Source organism: Aquabacterium soli, from assembly GCF_003933735.1.
GTDB lineage: Bacteria > Pseudomonadota > Gammaproteobacteria > Burkholderiales > Burkholderiaceae_C > Aquabacterium > Aquabacterium soli.
The window spans coordinates 127277-148025 of the sequence record NZ_RSED01000010.1 but is presented as its reverse complement, the minus strand read 5'-3'; the positions used below and the strand labels follow the sequence as shown (position 1 = coordinate 148025).

Annotated in this window: 14 protein-coding genes; 4 read left to right on the top strand and 10 right to left on the bottom strand. The window is 62.3% G+C overall.

Annotation, left to right across the window (positions count from 1 at the left end; genetic code table 11):
• The first annotated feature begins 2 nt into the window (after positions 1–2).
• Positions 3–710, top strand: coding sequence for a nucleotidyl transferase AbiEii/AbiGii toxin family protein (locus tag EIP75_RS14220; protein ID WP_233584864.1), 708 nt, complete (start codon positions 3–5; stop codon positions 708–710).
• A 28-nt stretch (positions 711–738) separates the two neighbouring features.
• Here the strand turns inward: EIP75_RS14220 and EIP75_RS14215 are convergent, their stop codons facing one another.
• Positions 739–1911 carry an aminotransferase class I/II-fold pyridoxal phosphate-dependent enzyme gene (locus EIP75_RS14215; RefSeq protein ID WP_125243940.1) on the bottom strand — a complete coding sequence of 391 codons (1173 nt, stop codon included), beginning with the start codon at positions 1909–1911 and terminating at the stop codon, positions 739–741.
• Positions 1912–2299: 388 nt separating this feature from the next.
• Here EIP75_RS14215 and EIP75_RS14210 point away from each other — a divergent pair, with 388 nt between their 5' ends.
• From EIP75_RS14210 to EIP75_RS14200, 3 genes are read left to right on the top strand one after another with little or no spacing between them, the layout of a single operon-like run.
• Entirely contained in the window at positions 2300–2767 is a 468-nt protein-coding gene (locus tag EIP75_RS14210) for a CDP-alcohol phosphatidyltransferase family protein (protein WP_233584863.1), read from the top strand.
• Positions 2764–3423, top strand: a complete 660-nt coding sequence (locus EIP75_RS14205) for a lysophospholipid acyltransferase family protein (RefSeq protein ID WP_125243938.1) — start codon at positions 2764–2766, stop codon at positions 3421–3423. The genes EIP75_RS14210 and EIP75_RS14205 overlap by 4 nt, the downstream gene beginning before the upstream one ends.
• Before the next feature lie 30 nt (positions 3424–3453).
• Positions 3454–4395: a phosphatidate cytidylyltransferase gene (locus tag EIP75_RS14200; protein WP_125243937.1), complete on the top strand. Its 942-nt coding sequence runs from the start codon at positions 3454–3456 to the stop codon at positions 4393–4395.
• 15 nt (positions 4396–4410) lie between these two features.
• On the opposite strand, the gene EIP75_RS14195 is transcribed toward EIP75_RS14200, so the two are convergent.
• The 9 genes from EIP75_RS14195 to cpaB form a co-directional block, all read right to left on the bottom strand.
• Complete coding sequence (locus tag EIP75_RS14195; protein WP_125243936.1) at positions 4411–5445, bottom strand: hypothetical protein; 1035 nt, start codon at positions 5443–5445, stop codon at positions 4411–4413.
• Between the two features lie 150 nt (positions 5446–5595).
• Positions 5596–6444 (bottom strand): right-handed parallel beta-helix repeat-containing protein, encoded by an 849-nt coding sequence (locus tag EIP75_RS14190; protein WP_158622862.1) that lies wholly within the window; start codon positions 6442–6444, stop codon positions 5596–5598.
• A gap of 164 nt (positions 6445–6608) precedes the next feature.
• Positions 6609–11936, bottom strand: coding sequence for a DUF6765 family protein (locus EIP75_RS14185; protein WP_125243934.1), 5328 nt, complete (start codon positions 11934–11936; stop codon positions 6609–6611).
• A complete protein-coding gene (locus EIP75_RS14180; protein ID WP_199758593.1) occupies positions 11933–13660 on the bottom strand; it encodes a DUF192 domain-containing protein in 1728 nt (575 codons plus the stop codon). The genes EIP75_RS14185 and EIP75_RS14180 overlap by 4 nt, the downstream gene beginning before the upstream one ends.
• A 60-nt stretch (positions 13661–13720) precedes the next feature.
• Entirely contained in the window at positions 13721–14647 is a 927-nt protein-coding gene (locus EIP75_RS14170) for a type II secretion system F family protein (RefSeq protein WP_233584862.1), read from the bottom strand.
• An 11-nt stretch (positions 14648–14658) separates the two neighbouring features.
• Entirely contained in the window at positions 14659–15504 is an 846-nt protein-coding gene (locus tag EIP75_RS14165; RefSeq protein ID WP_125243933.1) for a type II secretion system F family protein, read from the bottom strand.
• Positions 15505–15520: 16 nt separating this feature from the next.
• Positions 15521–17374, bottom strand: coding sequence for a TadA family conjugal transfer-associated ATPase (locus EIP75_RS14160; RefSeq protein ID WP_233584861.1), 1854 nt, complete (start codon positions 17372–17374; stop codon positions 15521–15523).
• A 9-nt stretch (positions 17375–17383) separates the two neighbouring features.
• Entirely contained in the window at positions 17384–19636 is a 2253-nt protein-coding gene (locus tag EIP75_RS14155) for a secretin GspD/PilQ domain-containing protein (RefSeq protein ID WP_158622861.1), read from the bottom strand.
• An 86-nt stretch (positions 19637–19722) separates the two neighbouring features.
• A complete protein-coding gene (gene cpaB, locus EIP75_RS14150; RefSeq protein WP_158622860.1) occupies positions 19723–20739 on the bottom strand; it encodes a Flp pilus assembly protein CpaB in 1017 nt (338 codons plus the stop codon).
• Between the last annotated feature and the right edge of the window lie 10 nt (positions 20740–20749).

Here is a 20749-nt window from a genome sequence, read left to right as displayed (position 1 = left end):
ACATGGCGCTCAACCCGAATGATCCCAATGTGGCCATGCTGGAGGTGGTAGCGCATCGCCTGGGCGATGCGTTGAGGCGCCGCCTTGTCTTCATCGGTGGCTCTGTGGTGGGCCTTCTGATCACGGACCCGGCCATGCCGAATATCCGGCCTACAGAAGACGTGGACTTGGTGGCGCAGGTCTTGGCTCGCGCCGAGTTCAATGACATCGAGATGGCGTTGCGGGCACAAGGCTTCAGGCAGGACATGAGCCCGGATGCGCCCATCTGTCGTTGGCGCATCGATCAGACAACCGTGGATGTGATGCCAACGCTGGAGGCCATCCTGGGGTTCAGCAACCGTTGGTATCCCCTGGCTGTGGAATCGGCCGTGTTGGTTGCACTGCCGAGTGGCATCGAGATTCAGATGGTTCAAGCCCCGGTGTTTGTTGCAACAAAACTGGAAGCCTTCCATGGGCGTGGACAGAACGACCACCTTTTCAGCCACGACCTTGGTGATCTGATCAGCGTGATCGATGGGCGTGAGGCTTTGCTGGAAGAGTGCGTTCAAGCCCCTGAGGTGTTGAAGCGCTATCTGGCCGCGGAGATCCAGCGATTGATGTCGCAGCGGGCCTTCATGGATGCCCTGCCCGGGCATCTGCCTTCAGATGCGGCCAGCCAATCGCGGTTGCCCGATCTGGAGGCCAGGTTGCAGCAGCTTGCGCGCTTGTGAGGGATGGCCCCGCAGCGAAACTGCGTGGTCAGCCTATCCACTTCTTCAGTCGTGCCAGACCTTCCTGCAGATCTTCTTTTGAAGCGGCGTAAGACAGCCGCACATGGCGCGCGGCACCTGTCACCCCGAAATCATGCCCCGGCGTCAGCGCCACATGCGCTTCATCCAGCGCCCGCTGGCAGAAGCGCATCGCGTCCATGCCTGTGCTGCTCACATCGATGTAGACATAGAACGCGCCATCCGGCCGCACCGGCACGGGCAGGCCGATGTCTTCAAGCCCTTGGAGCACCAGAGCGCGTCGCTCGGCCAGCTCTTGCTTGCGTGCCTCGCACTCTGCGATGGATTCAGGCGTGAAGCACGCCAGCGCGGCCATCTGCGCCGGGGTGGGCGCGCAGATGTAGTAGTTCTGCGCCAGGCGCTCCATCACGGGCACCAGCGCATCGGGCACCACGGCCCAGCCCAGGCGCCAGCCGGTCATGCCGAAGTACTTGGAGAAGCTGTTGATCACGCAGGCGCCCGGATCACTGGCCAACACGGTCTGCGCGGCCTGGCCTGAGGCGGCATCGGCATCGCTGAGGTTCAGGTAGATCTCATCGACGATGCGCCAGGCCTGGTGGGCCTCGGCCCATTGGCAGATGGCGGCCAGCTCGGCCGGCGGCACCGAGGTGCCGGTGGGGTTGGAGGGCGTGGCGATCATCAGGCCGCGGGTGCGCTCGCTCCAGTGGTGCTGCACGGCGGGCAGATCCAGCTGGAAGCGCGATGCGGCGTTGGTGGGCACCAGGCGCACATCGGCGCCGAAGCCGCTGAGGAACTGCCGGTTGCAGGGGTAGGAGGGATCGCCCACCAGCACCTCGTCACCCGGATCCACCAGCGCGGCGGTGAGCAGCAGCAGCGCGGCCGAGGCGCCGGCCGTGACCACCACCCGCTCTGGGCTGATGCTCACGCCATGGGCGCGCTGGTAGAAGCCGGCGATGGCCTCACGCAGCGCGGGCAGGCCCAGGGCGCTGGTGTAGGGCAGGGCGGTGTTGTGGGCCATGATGCGCTGCAGTTCTGCACGCACGGCGGGCGGGGCGCCGAAATCAGGCTCCCCCAGGTTCAAGCGGATCACGCGGTGGCCGGCGGCTTCGAGCGCGGCGGCGTGCTTGCCGAACTCCATGGCCAGGAACGGGGTAATGGCTTGGGCGCGTTGGGAGACCTTCATAAGGGCAGTTTAGCGGCCGGGGCGCGTTGTTATCGGCGGCTATCACGTCACTGGGTGGCGGCGGATGCCTGCCTGTCCCCCAACAAGGGTGATTCCGCTGTCGCGTCTGCGCCCTGATACTTCTATGACATGCCTCACCAGGCTTTCCTGAGTAGAGGCTGCGGGGCGGTCGGCATTCGCGATCACGCCCAAAAAAAACCATCAAGAGGGAGTCAGCACAAGCATGCCTGATCGAAGACCTGTATCCAGCCGCAGCAACGGCCTCATCCGCGGCATTGCGCAGTACCTTGCCAGAACTCGCGTGACGCCCAACATGGTGTCGGCCTCAAGCGTTGCCGCTAGTGCGCTAGTGCCTATCGGGTTGCTTCTATGCAGTGGATGGGTTGGCGTGATCGTGGCGGTGGTCGGCATCCAACTGCGTCTGCTGGCCAATGTCCTTGACGGGCTTGTCGCCGTCGAGGGTGGCAAAGGCTCACCCATTGGCGCGTTGTACAACGAGTTTCCCGATCGGCTCGCCGATACGATCATTCTGGTCAGCATCGGCTACGCCGCCGGACTTGGTTGGCTCGGGTGGGCTGCAGCGCTCACAGCCGCCCTGACCGCCTACGTGCGGGTGTTTGGTGGCGCATTGGGGCAACCCCAGAGCTTCCAGGGGCCTATGGCCAAGCAACACCGCATGGCCCTCGCCACCGTCGCCTTGATCGGCGCACAGGGCCTGGCAACGTGGCAGCCCGGTTGGAACATCGCGGTTTTGCAAGCAGCGCTGGTGGTGATCGTGCTGGGTTCCGCCATCACATGCGCTACACGGACACGCACCATCGTTCGTCATATCGGTGCACAGGAGGCTCATCCATGACCCGTCGACCCAGGCATCTCATTTTTCTGCGGGAGGCGGTTTGCGCCGTGGTGCGTGTGCTTGGCGGGGCCTATCCGGACGGCCAGATCCCTGCAGGCCAGACACAACGCCTGTTCTTTGCCAACCACTCAAGCCATCTCGACACCCTGACGCTGCTGACGGCCCTGTCGCTGCGGGCACGCCTCAGGGTCAGGCCCGTGGCGGCGCGTGACTATTGGTGTGCCACTCGGCCGCGCCGATGGATGGCCGAGCACGTGCTCAACGTCGTTTTCATCGACCGCGTGCGCCAGGAAGGGCAGGACCCATTGGCACCAGTGCACGAGTCTCTGGCGCAAGGCTGGTCGCTCATCTTCTTTCCCGAGGGAACGCGCCACCCTGCGGATCTTCCGCTGCCCTTCAAGAGTGGCCTGTACCGGCTTGCCCAGGCCTTTCCAGATGTCCGGTTGACACCTGTCTACCTTGAGAACCTGCACCGCATCCTGCCCAAGGGAACCCTTCTGCCGGTGCCGCTGATCAACAAGGTCCATTTCGGCCCTGTGCTCGACCGGATACCCGATGAGGGCAAGGAGGCGTTCCTCTCTCGCGCACACGCGTCGATCTGCAGGCTCGCCACGCCCCACGCCATTGAGGCGGCCCCTACCCGGTCCCCCCACTGAAGTCGATGGCCCGCGCCTGACCTTGTCCGCATGCAACCCTTCGAACTTTCGCCTTTCTCGACCCTCGCGGTCGGGATCATCGGCTTCCTGCTGACGGCCACCTTGATCAGCCGCTTGATCGCCCTCCGCGTGGGCAGTACACCAACGATGGTGAACCTGCGAGACCGCATCAATGCCTGGTGGGTGCTAGTGGGCCTTGGCTTGCCTGTGCTGGCACTTGGCAAGGGTGTCACCATCGTGTTGTTCGCGGTGCTCTCGTTCCTTACCTTGAGGGAGTTCATTTCTATCACGCCTACCCGGCAGGGTGACCGTGTCGTTCTATTCGCCGCATTCTTCGTGGCGGTCCCGTTTCAATATGCACTGGTGGCGAGCGGTTGGTACGGCCTTTTCTCCATTTTGATCCCTGTCTACGGATTCTTCGCCATGGCGGCCATGTCCACCTTTGCGCAGGACACGCAGCACTTCCTGGAGCGCAATGCCAAGATCCAGTGGGCCGTGATGGTGTGCGTCTATGGGATCAGCCATGCACCTGCGCTGCTGTTCCTGGAGATCCCGAACCACCAGGGCCAGCAGGCCGCCATGCTGCTGTTCTTCCTGCTGGTGGTTCAGCTGTCGGATGTCATGCAGTACGTGTTCGGCAAGCTGATGGGGCGCAGGAAGGTGGCGCCGATCCTCAGTCCGAACAAGACGGTGGAGGGGTTGGTGGGCGGTGGTTTGTCAGCCAGCCTGGTGGGGGCGCTGCTTCATTCGTTCACGCCGTTCAGCGCGGCGCAGGCCTTCTTGCTGTCAGTGGCGATTGTGATTGCTGGGTTCTTCGGCGGTCTCGTGTTGTCTGCGGTGAAGCGATCCTTGGGGGCCAAGGATTGGGGGAGCAGCATCCCTGGGCACGGGGGCGTGCTGGATCGCCTGGATTCCGTGGCGTTCTCTGCCCCCATTTTCTTTCACCTGGTTCGGTATTGGTTTGTGCCTTGAGCCGGTGTATTTTTGTCAATCCAACCGACGGAGCACCAACAAGAAATAGGCATTGGATGAAGTGCCTCTGATGAGCACAACTTTTGCACGCTCGCCATATATCCCGCCAGAGATGTCGCTGATCTGCTCATTAACCAGCATCACTTCTTCAGGCGCATCCACCAACGACGCAGTTACAGCGCTGCCTGACAGTACTGTCTCGATCACCGATGCCCGCGAACGCAATGCGACCTTGGGAATTGCCAGCGTCATTTGCGCGCCAGTTTCTGAATCTATGCAGGTCACAGGGGAATTCTTCAGAGTCAAGTCACCGCTCTTGACGTCGAGTTCCATTTCAATCGGGCATTGCCCCTTGGATCTGCTGGAGCTTTCGCCTGACGGCGTGGTTTCCAGCAACTTATGTCCGTCTCCGGCGCTCACGATGGCGTGCCCATAGAGATGAACTGTTCTCTCTGTGGGTGCAGTGAGCCAGTCCGTACGCATGCCGAAATAGGTACTCCACGAAGTTTGGTCGAACCACACCCCAGGGGGAGGCATGGTCAAGGGGATGTTCTGAGACATTCCGAATATTTGTGGATCCGAATCCCTCGTAAGTATTGTGGTACCCGCGGGGCTGGCAGCGTAGGCTCTGGTGTGATCATCACTGATAGGTGAATAGTAGTCATAGAACTTTTCACCATCATATATGCGATCGGCGTGCAGTAATACACGTTTTTGCTCTATACCCTGGTATAAAATTGAATTGAATTTGGCCGTCATTCGAATGCCGAGGCCAGAGAATTCGATGTAGGGACGATTTGAATTTGTCAGAGCTTGCAACAGTTGCACTGGGGAGGCACTTGATGCTGTGGGCTCTTGGCAGTATTCAACCTTCAAGATTGGATCATTTTTTCTTGCGGAGCAAAGGGGGCCTGATGGCTTTGCAAATACGTCCGATTCAACGTAAGATTGGTTGATTTCATTGCCTCTGCTTTCTTGGCTGTTCCCCCCTCCGCAGGCAGAAATGGTAATGGTAAAAGCTGATGTAATGAGGGCTTTAAATTTATTCATTGCTTTCCCGGCATATTTAATATATTAAGTTGCGGTGGTTTTAATTTTTTGAATTTCCTAAGGGCGACGCTTGCTTGCAGCAGTAGATGGTCGTTGTCGTAGAAGGCTGGAGTCGTCCCTTGGCCGATATTTCCATTGGCCTCATGCCGACTACCGTCCCAGTATCCGGTCCCACAATGTCGGGAAGCGGTTGTCACGCTCGATCACACTGCTATACTGGTCAGGCCGCTCGTCCCAAACCTTGTAAAGCTGCTTAACGCCGATGATGCGGTTGTTTTCGATCACGACGTTGCGGCTGTCGACGAGGCTGATGGCCGCTTCTGGTTTGGCCGACCAGCAATCGACCACGATGGTGTTGTTGCGGATGACGCTGTTGTCTGCCGCGTGCAGTTTGATTGGCGCGGCACTAGGTGTGGCATCAGGGCACTTCAAAACGATGGTATTGCCTTCGATGCGTTGGCCGGCACCGAAGAAATAGATTGCCGCGTGCCCGTTGCTTACCGTGATCCGGCTGTTGGTGATACTGTTGCCGCTGCGCCGCCCGCCCACTCCAACGGCGCCGAATCTCTGGCGGGTTGATGTGCCTGCATTGATCTGCATGTAATCGAGTCGCAGGCCGCCGCGCTGAATGGAGGTGCGGCCTTGGCCTGTAAATGGCTCCACATCCTGTTGGTAGGCGTAGGCCAAGACCTTGTTTAGGACCCCGTCTGACGAGTGGTCGCTGCGTAGGCTGGTGAACCAAGCTTCATATAACCATATACCGCCCCCTCCCCCAGCTCGAATCATCCCATTGGCGATGCTGGTGTCTGGGGCGCGGACCCAAACTGGAGCGACGGGCTCATTGCTAGAAAGTTCGTGCTGCTGCAAATCAATTTGCACCGGTCCAGCCTCCACCTCCCACATAGGCGACTTGTTGGTAACTCGTCCACCGGATGAGAAGTCGAACATGTCTTTGCTCTTGATATCCTCGGTCAGGCAATAGCTGCCAGCCTTGGTCAAGGTTGCCACTCTGGTCCAAACACGGTCGTCTAGCGACTCGCGGGCGCGGCTGACCGGCTCGCAATGGGTAGGTGCGGCATGGAGGCTTCCTGGCGTTCCGTACACGCCGAGCACCGCTGCATATGTGGCTAGTACGCACTGCATGGGCCAAGCATTCATTGTTTTTATTTGCATGATTCGAAAGACTGCGGGAGTATCAAGAAGAGGTAGTCAGAGGCCGCGAGCCGATTGCCCTTTGCATCACAGAGGTTGACACGTCTATTTTTTGCCGCTTCATTCTTGTTGTATGCATCGGGCCCACCGACTTGCGAAAGGTTGATGGCACTGCCGTCTGGTCGCTTCGCAAAGGTTGAAAGCGACTCGTTGAGTATCTTCAACTTGTTAGTGAACGATGCCCCATTCTCGGTATGACTTTCGCGGGTCGCATTGAACTGCCGCAACACCCCTTCTATCTGCGCCCAACTCGCCCCCCTGCTTTCGCTGGCAAAGCCACTCTTTTTCTTTATCCATTCATAGACAGCCTGCTCCATAGTCAGTGTCCTGGCCTCATTGTTCCACTGCGCTATCGGCAGTTGAATAGTCGGCAGACCGCCAAGGGATTCACTAGGAAGCGGTACGGGCACACTCACCATCTGTGTGTGGTTGTATGTGTAGTCCGGATGTTCGCCATAAGGCACGCCATGCCCGGTGCCATATCCAAGGGTCAGTGCGTCAATAGGTCGATTGTTGTTGTCTCTGTGACCGAAGGTGTCTTCGAAGGCATGCAGGAACTCCCCGAAGAACTGCAGCTTTGCACACCGGGTGGGCGCCTTTTCGTATCCATTGATCAACCATCCCATCTGATACGGCAATTTCCCGTTCTGCGTGAACAGCAGCAGATCGTCGTTTTTGTAGATGGCTGACGTATTCCCGTATCCGCCGCCGATGCCTGTGCGGTCCGACAGAATGAAGTGATAGCTAAGCAGCGCCTGCTGGTTCCAAGTGGCCGAATTGACTTTTGTCCCGAGGTGCTCTTCGTCTAAAGGCCGCGTGGCCGGGTTGTCGTCGATGTACTGCGCTGCCAGCGCGATGATGCGCGCCTCCTTGTAATCCACCCCCGCTGCGAGGGCGAGGAAGAACGTCATGTAGTAGTGGATGTCTTCCTGATACTGCCCTTGGGTGTCAACCTGGGTCAGCGGATTGTTCGACACGTAGGCGTACACGTTGCTGCCCGCCAGCCTATCGGCCTGCCCCAGGTCCATTCCCGGCGACATGCTGATCGGGTCTGCGGTGGTGAAGCGCCCAGTCTGAGAGTCGTAGTCGCGATGCAGGTTGTAGTGGGTGGCACGCTCTGCGTCCCAGTATTGGCCGGGCAGGCGCAGATTGAGTTCATAGATCAATGGGGGCGACTCCTCAGCGACAGCCTCGCTCATCAGGCTCCATGAAGCAGTGCGCATCGGCCTTATGGGTTCTATGCGAGCCAGCCCAAATGCCTCGTATCGGGCACGCCATACGACCTGGCCCTGCGCGTTGCTTACCGCCACAGGTGCTCGCCGCTGGTCGGCGTGGACTGAGTAAACCTCGCTGTTGGCCTGCGGCACGCGGTCGAACCATGACCAGATAATCGTCCGCAGATGTTCCCAAGTGCTAGCCCAGGCACCTTCCCCAGTCGGTGTGTCTATGCAGGCCACGACCAGCCCGTCCAAATACACGTACTGTCGGCTCACGCGCCCTGATTCGTCAGCCTCGGCATGCAGTTGAAGGCCTTGGTCTCTCGTGTCTGCAACCATTGGCCGTGAGCCGCTGTCCTGGTATAGATAGTGAGTCGTACGCTCACGATCACCATCAGTGATGGTCTTGCTGATCCGCTCGCCGCGCAGGCCCCAACCGTAGCGCGCAACCGGGCGGTCCTCATCGTCCACTGCGGCGAGCGCCGGGCCGCCAGGTGCGTAGATCGTCCGCACGGCTGGCTTGTGCACCATCATCGGCGAGGCAACTTTGTGTTGATCGGGCTGTTCGCCTTGACGAGTCACGCTCTGCAGTGCGGCATCTGTGCTTTGCAGCTCCCAGAACTTCCAGGGTTCGCCCAGCGCGCTGTAGACAGACGCCCAGCCCGCTTGCCGAGCCGTGGGTTCGACCGCCACCAATTGTTGTCCTACGTAGGCGTAACGTCTGCTCTCGCCACCGACCGTCGAGCGAATTCGGTTTCCTTCGCTGTCATAGGCATAGGTGTTGGGTGTGTGATCGCCCTGGCGTTGTTCGCTGACCAACCGGCCAAGTTGGTCGTAGCCGTAGTGCCGCTCTAGTGTCTGTCCGCCCGTGGCCTCTGTTGCCGCAACGAGCCGGTTGCCTGCATCATAGGCATAGCGGTCATCCAGGATGGTAGCCCCGGCAGGTTTTTTCCCTACATCCTTGCTTGTCTGAGCAGTGTGACGCAACAGGCGTCCCCGCGCATCGCGTTCGAATCTCTCGGCTACGCCGTTTCCGTGGGTGAAGGCATTGATGCCGCCCAGCCAGGACGCGTCCAGATTCGTCACGACGGGCTGGTCGTTGTACATCACACTGTTCAGATGCCCGGTGCCGTCGTTCCATGCGTACCGCAAACGGTGTGCTCGTTGCCCGGTGTCGACGAGCGTGCGCTCCGCAAGGCGGCCACGCTCGTCATAGCGTAGCGTGGTGACGAACTGCAGCGCTGTGTCCTTGGCGTGGATGCCCGGCTGCAATAGGTTTCGCTCCTCGACCAGCCTGCCTAGGCTGTCGTAGCGCCACCGCTTTTGCTCTTTCGATCGGCCCTGTGAATCGAAAGCAGTGGTTTCGCTGGCGAGCCTGCCGTCGTAACGCGAACGCGTCAGGGCAGTCTTGTCGCCCACGCCTGATGCGATCAGTCGACCGGCTGCGTCGTATTCGTAACGCTGGACCTGCTCGCTGTCGTTCACGCGTGCAATCAGGCGGTCAGCTGCATCCCACAAGTAGCGCGTTATGCCATGCTGGGCATCGGCCTGCAGCAGCTTGCGGCCGAAGTCGTCATAGATGGCGGACTGCTTGGATGTCCGTTCGATGCTGGTGACACGGCCCGCCGTGTCATGTTGCCAGCGGGTACGCTGTTCCGACTCGGTGCTGGCAGCGCGGACCTGCTCTGTGATGAAGCCTAGCTCGTCGTAGGCGTAGGTTGTTTTACCAGCGGCCGGATGTTCGATCTCGGTCGGCCGGTCTGCACCGGAGCCTGGCCCGGACCCATAACGCAGTGCCAGCATCTGGCCCAAGTCGTCGCTCAGCCGGGTCAGCCGCCGCCCTTCATCCCGGCCAATTTCCACTGTCTGGAGGGCACGCTGCTGGGCATCAAGGCGTGTGACCGAAAGCAATGAGCCGTCTGCGTCGCGTTGGAGCGCAATGCGCCCACCGTCTGGAAGTATCAGCCTGCTGGGTCTGCCGTTGGCGTCGAATTCGGTACGGACCTGAGTGCCATCTGCACTATGGATGGTCACCAGGCGACCATTGGCGTCATAGTCGTAACCGGTACGCTGACTTAGGCGGCTCCCCATGCTGAGCACACGGTCCTTGCGCGACCAAGCCACCACGTTGCGGGTCAGCACTTGACCAACATGGTTGTGGCCTGTGATGGTTTCACGATACCGGCTGCCATCGTCCTCGGCAAACAGCGTGACACGGCCTGCAGCATCGCGTTGCAAAACCTTCATTGCGTAATCGCCGGGCGACTGCATGCTTTTCACGTGGTTGCCTGCGCTGTCCCACCGAAAACGTGCGGTGTCGGTGTTGCCCACCAGCGGGCCATTCACAGCCATCAGCATGCTGCGACCGTTGACATGGCCATATTCGTATTGCGTGATACGGTGGATCGGGCTGGCCTGATCCGGCTGGGTAATGGGCTGCCCCTGCGCATCCAAGGGGCTGTAGCCACTTTCTTCAACGCTCAGCACCTGCCCACGCTCGTTGTACTTCAGACGCATCTGGTGCTCTCGCCCCGCCACGACACTGGGCTTGGCGATCAGCGTCGGTTGCTCACCCGCCGCACCATATTCATAGCGCACCATCCAGCGCTCAGCCCCACGTTTGCCTCCCTTGTAGCTGACCTGGCTGACACGCACCACCCGGTCCAGGGGATCGTAGGCAGTGCGCATGCCCAGCATTGGCCTGCCTTGCGAATCGAGCTGAATCTCGTCGATCAGCCGTCCCTTGGCGTCATACCCATACCGCATGTTGGCCCGTGGGCAAGGCAGCGCCGCCACACAGGGCTCTCCCCGCGTCTCGGTGATGCGGTAGTCGCCCGCCACCATGGCGCTGCGGATCTCCAGTCGACGGCCTTCGGGCCGTGCGGCCGTGCGGCCGTGCACCAACACGCTGCGGCCAGGCGTGCTGCCTGGTAGCTCGCTCAAGCTGGCCCGTTCAAGAACCGCCAGCTCCACCTTCAGGCCCCCGTGCTCGCTGCTCACGGCCCAGGCGCGCTGGTCATAGCCATATGTGGAGATGCGCTGGTTGAGCGGCTTGCCGTCACTGACGCTGCCCGACACGCTGATGCCCGTGAGCAATGTCGGGAAGCGCGCGTCCTCATAGTGGTAGGCGCGGCTGACGGAACTTGTGGTGGTACCTCGGCTGGTGAGTGGGTGGGCGGGCTTGTCGGCCTCGTGGTGCGTGGGCAGGTGCACCTTCACCAGGTTGGCCACCAGTTGGATCTTGTCGACCTGGGTGCCCTTGGGCGGTGCGCTGCCGTATTCATAGGCGAAGCGCCCCACAGGCGTGTCGATGCTCTGCACGCCGGTGAAACGTGCGGGCTGGTCCTTGTCGCGCGTTGACTCAGCGTAGTTGAGCTTGAGCTGGCGGCCTTGCGGATCAGTGACCTGCACCAGGTGGCCACGGGCGTCGTGCTGCAAGGTGGCGAATTCGCCTGTGGGCACGGCGATCTGCACCAGTTTGCCGCGATTGTCGAAGCTCAGCCGGCGGCCATTGGGCCAGGTCCACACGTATTCATCACCGCGCGGTCCTCTTCGGATGGCGATGCGGCCGTCCGACGCACGCGAGGTGCCGCAATGGCTGGGATCCAGCAAGTCACGGTTGAAGATCAACCGTGCGCCATCGGCCTGGACGATCTGCAAGGCGCGGCCCACCAAGTGCAGTTCGGTCTCGTAAGACAGCTTCCAGCCTCGCCCCATGATGCCGTTCGGAAAGCCGATACCACTGAACTGGCTGTTGTAGTGGCGGACCAGTTCCAGGCCCAGCACACCGGGCAGCGCAGGCAGGTCGACCTCGCGCTGGTACTTGTTGCCGGTGATCACGTTGATGGGATTACCCCCGCCTTCGTCCACGGACTTGTCGCTCTTGCTGGCAGGGCCACCTGCGCCGCAAGAGGTGGGGCCGGTGGCTTCGCCGCAGCTCTGGGTTCCACCGGACGCGCTGCCCGGTGATGCGGCTGCAGCAGTCATGGTTTGGGCATGCACGATGCTGGCCAGCATCAGGTTCAGGCAGGCCAACACGCCCACGGCGAGGGTTCTGGTCATGTCTTGGCTCCACTCATCTGGACGACCACGCGGCGATTGGGTTGCAGGCAGTCAATGAGCGCCTGTCCGGTCCTGGGTGAACACGCAGACAAAGGCACCACGGGTTCGGTGGCACCTCGGCCTTCGTGAGCGATGGTCTGGCTGGGGAAGCCGTGGGACCGCAGGTAGTCACTCACTGCCTTGGCGCGTGTCACGGACAGTTGCTGGTTCACGCCGGCCTCGCCGATCTGGTCGGTATGCCCGATCACCTTCACATCGCTGAAGACTTCACCCGCAGCGGTGCGGTCTTTGGCGCTCTGGATAAGGCGATCCAGCGCCGCACGACCCTCCGGCAGCAGTGTCGATTGATTGAAGTTGAACAGCACATCGGTGTCGAGTTCGACATCGGGCAGAGGCAAGGTGCCGGTGCACACGGGGCAGGTGCCCTCCTTGCAGGAACCGGTGCCGCCACCACCAGGGTCCGTGGGCTCGGGCATGGGCGAGCAACTGATGGTCTGGCACCGTGGGGGCTCGGCGGTTGTCACCGGCGGATCGCCCGGGTCCACGGGCGTGCCGCCATTGCCCATGCCTGGGATCGACACTTGGGTGGTCTCGATGGGATCTGTCTGCATCTGCAGCGTGACGTGGCTGACCACCGGGATGCGGCCTGATTCGATGAGCCGGGTCTCGAACGCGTTGTCCTTGACGTCGAGCCACTTCAGAAAGGTGGCGTACACCCGGCCGACCAAGGGCACCTTGGGTTCATAGCCATGCGTGATGCGCAGCTTGATGATGTTGGCGTCTTCCAGGCTTTGGCCGGAGCTCGGCTTGACCAGCGAGCCTTGGACGTTGCGCAGTTCACGGCTGTTGCCCAGCTTCTCCAGAACGGCTCGATCATTCAGGTTGTGGGCCAGATGGCGGTGGGGAATGACGCGCCTGGCACCTGTGTTGAACAGTGTCTGCAGACGAGGGTCGTTCCAGTCATCGAAGCTTTCCCGAGTGGGGTTGAGCATTTCGATCTGTACATTGCCTGCCATGTCGGCCGTGGCCTTGGCCAGCGACTCGGTCGTTTCCTGCAGGGTTCGTCCGCCGCCATACAGTGGGATCAAGCCTCGCAAGTAGGCCCGCTCGACTGTGTCGATGCGGGCATTGCCCGTGGAGCCCGCGCGAGCGGCCATGAACGAGGCGTGGTTGATGAGGTTCTTGGCATTGAACAGCAAGCCATACTGGACGGAAGCCAGGCCTAGCAGGGTGAGCAGGGGGCCCACCACAGCGAATTCGAGCATGGCCGCGCCGTGTTGCTTCTGTGGCACCGCGGGCTTCGACGCTGGCACATCGCCACCCATCACGGCCGATTCGAATGCGTCGTGGGCAATGCGGTCTCCGGGTTCGATGCCGATGCGGGCGAGCTCCCCGGCGGCCATCTCCAGGGTGTGGATGGACTGTGTGCGGCTGGCCACTCGTGCGCCTGCATTCCGATACGCACTGGCTCGCCAGGGCGTCAGTGCGGCCACGCACCGCAGCACCAGGCCTCGATCGTTCACATAGGCGAGGTCGATCGGATAGCGCATGAAGGCGGTGTGCACGCTGGCGCATTGCTTGAGCAGCAGGCCCGTTCCGGGTGCCGGTGGCGGGCTGAGCATGAGCCCGCGAAAGCGCGAGCCAAAGGTATCAGCCACCCGCAGCGACAAACGGTGGATGCGGCCCGGGACGCGAAGGTAGACCTCGTCAGATGACGTCTTCATGGGTTTCTCGCCTGGTTTCTGGGTGCTTTTTCTGAGGGAGTGCGTGTGAACGCCGGGCCCCTAGAGCCCTGAATGCATGAACTTGATGACGATCGGAAAGAACAGGACGATGAACGTGCATGGAAAGATGAAGGCGATCAGCGGGAACAGCATCTTCACGGGCGCTTCCATGGCCATCTTCTCGGCGCGCAGGAAGCGTTCTGAGCGCCGCTGATCAGCCTGTGCGCGCAGCACTGGCCCAAGGCTCATGCCCATCGATTCGGCCTGGATGACGGCGGTGGTGAACGCTGTGATGGACGGTTCACGCAGGCGCGCGGCCATGGCCCGCAGTGCTTCGGCGCGTTGCTTGCCGGCGCGGATGTCTCTCAGTACACGCAGGAACTCGCTGCGCAACACGCCCTTGGGGCCTTTGGCCACGGCCTGTGCCATGGCCCCTTGCATGTTCAGGCCTGCCTCCACGCACAGGGTGATGATGTCCAACAGAAACGGCAGGGACTTGAGCAGTTCGCGCTTGCGCAGGGCCATGCGGTCACGCAGCCAGATGGTGGGGTAGAACCATCCAGACAGTGCCCCGAGCAGCGTCACCTGGCCGTACAGCATCGTCGAGAAACCACCACTGCCGGGCTTCTCGAACAGAGAGAGTACGAAGCAGGCAAGGCCCGCCAACGCGATGGCGCCGATCACCCTGGCAGCGATGAACTGCGCCGGGCTGACCGTGAACTCCAGGCCTGCCACCAGCAGCCGGGCTGCGATGCGGCCACGGGCCTTGCCAGGGATGACACCGTCCAGGAAGTGGCTCGACCATTGAATAGGCCACCACAGCAGGCGAAACCCCAGTGGCGGCGGATCCTTGAACTCACGGTCTTCGTTGGGCACCTCGGCCAGCGCGCGGCTGACCAGCCAGGCGATGAGCGCCACGCTCACGCCGACCGCAAGGGCCACCGACAGCAGGACAAGCGATTCTTGCGTGATCAGATCATCAGACATGCGCTGGCCCCTCATACGTCGATGGTGACGATCTTGCGCACCACATAGATGCCCATGACCTCAAGAAAGGCGATGACAGCCAGCACGCCCCAGCCCAACGGGGTGTGCCAAAGCTCACTCATGGCCTCCGGCTCCATCTTGTTGAGAATGAACATCAGGAACACCGGCAGCAGCCCCACCACCCAGGCCTGCATCTTTCCTTGTGCCGTGAGCGCGCGGATCTTGCCTTCCATCTGCAGGCGGCTGCGGATGGTGTGCGAGGTTCTTTCCAACGTCTCTGCCAGCCCGCCGCCGGTCTCTACCGCGATGCGCATGGCCGACACCACCAGCGTGGTGGTCTGGGTGGGCATGCGCCGGCCCAGGTTGTTCAGGCTCTGCTCCAGCGAGACGCCCAGGCGTTGCTCACGCAGCATGAGCGAGAACTCCTGGACCAGCGGCGCCCGTGCCTCGGCCACGAGCTGGTTGAGGGCGGAGCTCAAGCCCGCCCCGGCGCGCATGCCCCCCGCCAGCATCATCAGCGCATCGGGCAGCTGCTCTTCGAACTTGAGCAGGCGGCGCTTGCGCATCCAGGCGTACAGCAGGCGGGGCACCACAGCCATCATGGCCAACACCGGCAGCACGGCCACCACGCTGTCGAACACCAACCAGGCGGCCCCGCCGATCAAGGCCATGGCCGCCAGGTTGGCAATGAACAACTGGCGCGGATCGATGAACAGGAAGAACTCGCGGGCCTGAAAGCGCACGCGCTGGGTGAAGCTTTCCCGGTAGCGTTGAAGGCCTGCCGTGCCCACCTCGATGGTGACCCAGGCCAGTAGCGCCGTCGACACGGCGATGACGACCGACACGACGATGACCATGCCTTGTGGATCCATGTCAGTGGCTCGCCATGCGGGCGCCGGTGTCGGCCGGCTGGGGGTGGGTGGGGTTGAAGATGCCGATGTCCAGCGGGTGGTTGGCCGCGAGCAGCTCTTCGTAGAAGCTCGGCACCATGTCGCAGCCGGTGAAGTAGCCCTGCAGCCTGCCTGTCTCGGGATGGTGTCCCCGGTGCACGAACCTGAATAGCTCCTGGATCTGGATGGTGCCGCTCTCGATGCCGGTGATCTCTACGATGTGCGTGACCATGCGGGTGCCGCACGAGAACCGCGTCTGCTGGACAATGATGTCGACCGCAGAGGCGATCTGCTCGCGGATGGCGCTCAGAGGCAGTTCCATGCCGGCCATCAGGATCATCGTTTCCAGGCGGGCCAGTGCGTCCCGCGGCGTGTTGGCATGCAGCGTGGTGAGCGAACCCTCGTGGCCCGTGTTCATGGCCTGCAGCATGTCCAGCGCCTCGGCGCCCCGGCACTCACCCACCACGATGCGGTCTGGCCGCATGCGCAGTGTGTTGCGCACCAGGTCGCGGATGGACACGCCGCCCTTGCCTTCGACGTTATTGGGGCGGGCTTCCAGGCTGATCAGGTGCTCGTGTGCCAGTTGCAGCTCGGCCGCATCCTCGACTGTGATGACGCGTTCGGAGCGGGGGATGAAGTTCGACAGGATGTTGAGCAGCGTCGTCTTGCCCGAACCGGTGCCACCCGAGACGATGACGTTCTTGCGCTGGTCCACACAGACATGCAGGAACTCGGCCATCGGTTCGTTGAGGGAGCCAAAGCGCACCAGATCGCTGGATGTCAGCTTGCGCTTGGAGAACTTTCGGATGGTCAGCGTGGGGCCCTTGAGCGCCAGCGGAGGGATGATCGCGTTGACGCGAGAGCCGTCCTTCAGGCGTGCATCCACCATGGGCGAGGATTCATCGATGCGGCGGCCTAGGGGCGTGACGATACGCTCGATCACCCCCATGACCGCCATATCGCCTGTGAAGGTCAGCGGGTGACGTGTCAGGCGCCCTGAGCGTTCGACGAAGATCTCGTCGTGCCGGTTGACCATGATCTCGGTGACCGACTCGTCGGAGAGCAGCTCTTCGAGCGGGCCCAGGCCCACGGCCTCGTTGAGAACCTGACGGCACAGCAGATGTCGATCGATGGTGGCGGGGATCTCCTCATCTCTCTTGGACAGCAGCGAACGGATGAGGGCTTCGGTCTCGTGCCGCAGGCGCTCGTCGCTCATGCGTGAGACATCTTGACGCCGCAGGTCCATGGTTTCCAGCAGCATGGCGTGGATGCGCTTGCGCCACTCGAACTCGAGGGCCTTGTGGCCGTTGTCCGGGGCCACGGTCATGGGATAGTTGGGCTGCAGTGGCACCGCCCCTTCGAGCGGGGCGACGGCATCGTGAAGCACCGGTGCCCGGGCCTGTGCTTGGGCCTGCGCCTTGAGGGCGGCTTCACGCGACTCACGGATGGCCTTGCCGGCCTGCTCGTTGCGGTGGCGCGCGGTGTCCGAGCGAGAGGCGGGATGGGCGGCCTGGACCGCTGGTTCGGGAAATCTGCCTGTCGCCGTGGCGGCGGGTTCGCGGACGGTCAGCTTGTAGGGCCCGATGCCGATCACATCGTTGGGCCTCAGCGGGCCATGCTGGATCTCCACCCGCTTGCCGTTGACCGTGATGCCGCCGAACGCGCCAAGGTCTTCGAGCAGGACGCCTGATGGTGTCTTGAACAGGCGAGCATGCTCCTTGGACACTCGCCAGCCGCTCAGGCGGATCTCGCAGTCTGCGCCCTTGCCGATGATGCAGTCCTCGGGCGCGAGCATCTCGCGGGTGGTGCCGCTGGCATCGGTGATTTCTACCTGCATGGCCGCTCCTCAGGGTTGGCGCTCGAGCCACTGGGATGCCACCCAGCCTTGGCGGTCCGCGTAGCGGATGGGCGTCCAGGCGCCTTGCGGTGGCTGCTCTGACTGTTCGACGACCGTGCCTTCAGGCACCTGCACGAGGACCATCGCGTTGACGTCAGGCGAGACCCTCAGGGCCAGCTTGGGCAGGGCCACGCGGTAGCGAGCGGTGCTGGGAGCGCCTGTCTGCGGTGAGCCGGAAGCGGCTTCCTTTGAGGCGGGCAGGGGCGTTGGCTTGACGGCAGGCGCCGGCGCCACGGACAAAGCCTTGACGGCGGCAGCAGCCACGGGCGCGTTCACTTCTTTGCCGCCCTGCGCTTGCTGTACGCCCGGGCCCTTCGGCACGGCCGACAGCACTTCCAGGCGAACAGGCTCAAGCCATTGCGCGGCGGCCCACCCTTCGAGGTTTCCCACCACGACGTGGCGCCAGGCATCGGCATAAGTGCCGCGTGCCCGTTTTTGTCCTTGTCGCACGATGGCGCCCTGCGACAGTGGCATGAGCATGGGGCTGCGCAGGTCAGGGCTGGAACGCAAAGCCAGGCCTTCAAGCATCACCCGCAGGCTAGCACCGGCCAGCGACTTTGCTTCGATAGCCACGGGTTGCGCGGTGATGGGAGCCGTGGAGACCGTCGTGGTGGCAGGCGATGGTGCGGGTATGGCCAGCGGAGCTGGGGACACCGCCGGCTTGGTTGGTTGCGCGGCCCCCTCTTGCGGGGGCGCAGGCTGCGACGGCTCTGCTGCTGTACTCACCGGTTGGCTTGGCTGCAGTGGCTCGGTCAGATGGGGGGCTGGCCCAAGGACTTTCTCCAGACGCTCTTTGGCCTTGTCAACCTTGTCCACCAACTCGGGCGTCTTGTGATCGATCACGCTCGGTGTGACGAAGACCACCAGTTCGGTCTCGTTGTTCTGATAGCGCTTGGATCTGAAGAGCGCGCCCAATACCGGCAGGTCACCCAGAAAGGGCAGCTTGTCTACGTTGTTGCTGAAGTCCCGCGAGAGCAGGCCGCTCAGCACGATGGTCTGCCCGCTGCCCACGTTGAAGGTCGACTTGGTCTTGCGGGACTTGATGCCTGGCCCCGCAGGCGTGCTGACAGACGTGTCGATGGAACTGACCTCGCTTTCGATGTCGGCCGTGATGTAGCCATCGCGGTCCACATAAGGCTCGATGTCCAGCTTGATGCCGTAGTCCTTGAAGGTGACGAAGTTGCCCTCGATGCTGGTGACCACGTAAGGGATCTGTCCCCCTGCCAGAAAGGAGGCCTCCTTGCCGCTGCGCGTGGACAGCTGGGGTTCGGCCAGCACGGCGGCCTTGCCCTCCTGCGCCAGCAGGTTGAGCGTCATGTTCAGGCCGATGTTGAGTGCGCCGGCGCTGTTGAGCGCCCGGTGAAGAGTGGTCGAGGCTTCGCCCGGGTTGGTGATCGGCAAGCTCGACTGGCCAGAAGAGACGGGGATGTTGACCTGATAAGGGCCATTGCGCCCGGTGCGAAAGGGCAGCCAGACGGCCGCGACGGCACCGCCACCCGTGGGCGTCCATTTGAGCCCGTACTCCTGCAGTTCGGATTTGGGAAACTCGACGACCTTGACGTCGATCATCACCATCTTGTCGTAGCCGCGCGGATTGGTGAAATTGATCAGCTGTGGATAGGTCGATTCGAGCTTCTTGACCTTGCCCAGATCCAGGTCCGACAGGCGATCACCTTCGACGATCACCTTGTCGCCCACGATGGACGCTCTGGCCCCCGGAATGGAGGCGAGGAAGGCGGCTATCTCACGGCCCACGCGCGAGGTGTCGCCCGGCACGATGTTGATCTTGAGCCGTTGGTAGCGTCCGTCCTCGTTCCAGATGAACAAGGAAGAGGTGCCCGCCTCGTTGGCGAACAGCAGCACTTCTTTCTTGTCCAGCGCTGCAGCGGTCAGCAGGCGGCCGTTGCCGACTGCGATGCGCCCCACCCCTGGTGCTGGAAGCACGCGAGATTCGCCCACGAACATTTCGATCTCCGGGATCTGGCCGAGGTCATCAATGGCCTTGACCGGTGCGTAGGCCACGTCCTTCGCCTGTGCCGGTCGGCGCTTGCGAGGCGTGAGCGTCTCGGCGAACCCGTTCACCGGGGCCTTTGTGTCGTCCGTCGCAGCAGGAACAGGAGCAGGCGCCGAAAGCTGGGTTTGGGCGGCGGCGTCGATGAAGGGCCACAGGCCTACCCACAGCACGGCGGCGGCCAGGGGCATGGTGCGAGGCCCAAAGGAAATAACAGAAGTGATCAAGCTCATGACGGCAGCAGAAGGAGGTGACGGCAGCGATGACAAGGGATGGTTCACGGACGTTGCGCGTTGCCGCCGCTGAGGACCTGGAGTTGGCGCGCCGCGGATTCGGCTGCACTGGCCGCACGCGAGGCGATGGCGTTGTGCTCTTTCATGGCCTGTTCCTGGGTGTTCTGCCAGGCCTGCATGGCCCGCCGGCCCGATTCCATCTGCAGTTGCTCGGGGGTGAACTTGCTGTTGAACCCGCCGTAGAGCACGGGGATGCCGTCGTTCTGCCCGGGTGTTTCGGACGCCCCAAGCGTTTTCGATGCCTTGCCCGGCAATCCGGCCCCAGGGGGCGCGCCATTGAGCAGTTTGTCGACGTCCAGATTCGCGATGGCCATCTGCTTCTGGTCCTGCGGATTGCGCAGCAGCGCGGTCAACTTGCCGCCTTCGCGTGCCGTGATGACGTGCTGGGCCTGTTCGGGTGTGGTGTCGAGCGTGACGGTGGAGTACTCGCGGCGTTCACCGCTCTTGGGGTCATCGACCGCGCGCTGGCCCGTGGCCATGACCTGCACCCCTTGCAACAGCGGGAAGGTGGTCTTGCTGCCCTGCTTGTCCAGCGTCACGATCAGATCGATCACGTCGCCCGGTTCCAGCATGCCGGAGATCGAACTGATCTCGTCCACCGGCACAGTCATGGCCCGGCGGCCGACCTCCACCCGGGACGAGAACGTGGGCGCCTTCTTGGATTCGAGCGAGCTCCACAGGATCATCTGCCCCGCCTTGACAGGGAACCCCAGCTTCTCGCCTTCGGCGCGGGTGAAGACCTGAGGGGTCACCGCCGACTCGTGTGCGTACTCGATGGGGATGGGACGCACCGACACGTTCTCCGACGACAGCACGGCGCCTTTTTCAAGATCAGTGCTGGCCACCACCAGTTCGACCATGCGGCCTTTGGCTTTGACCTCGATCTCTTCCATGCGACTGCTGAGATAGCTGCGGGCAATCAAGGCGGCCAGCAGGCCCATGGACGTGGCCACCAGCAGGACGATGGTGGGCTTGTTGAGTTTGATGCGCGGAATGTTCACGGAAGGGCTC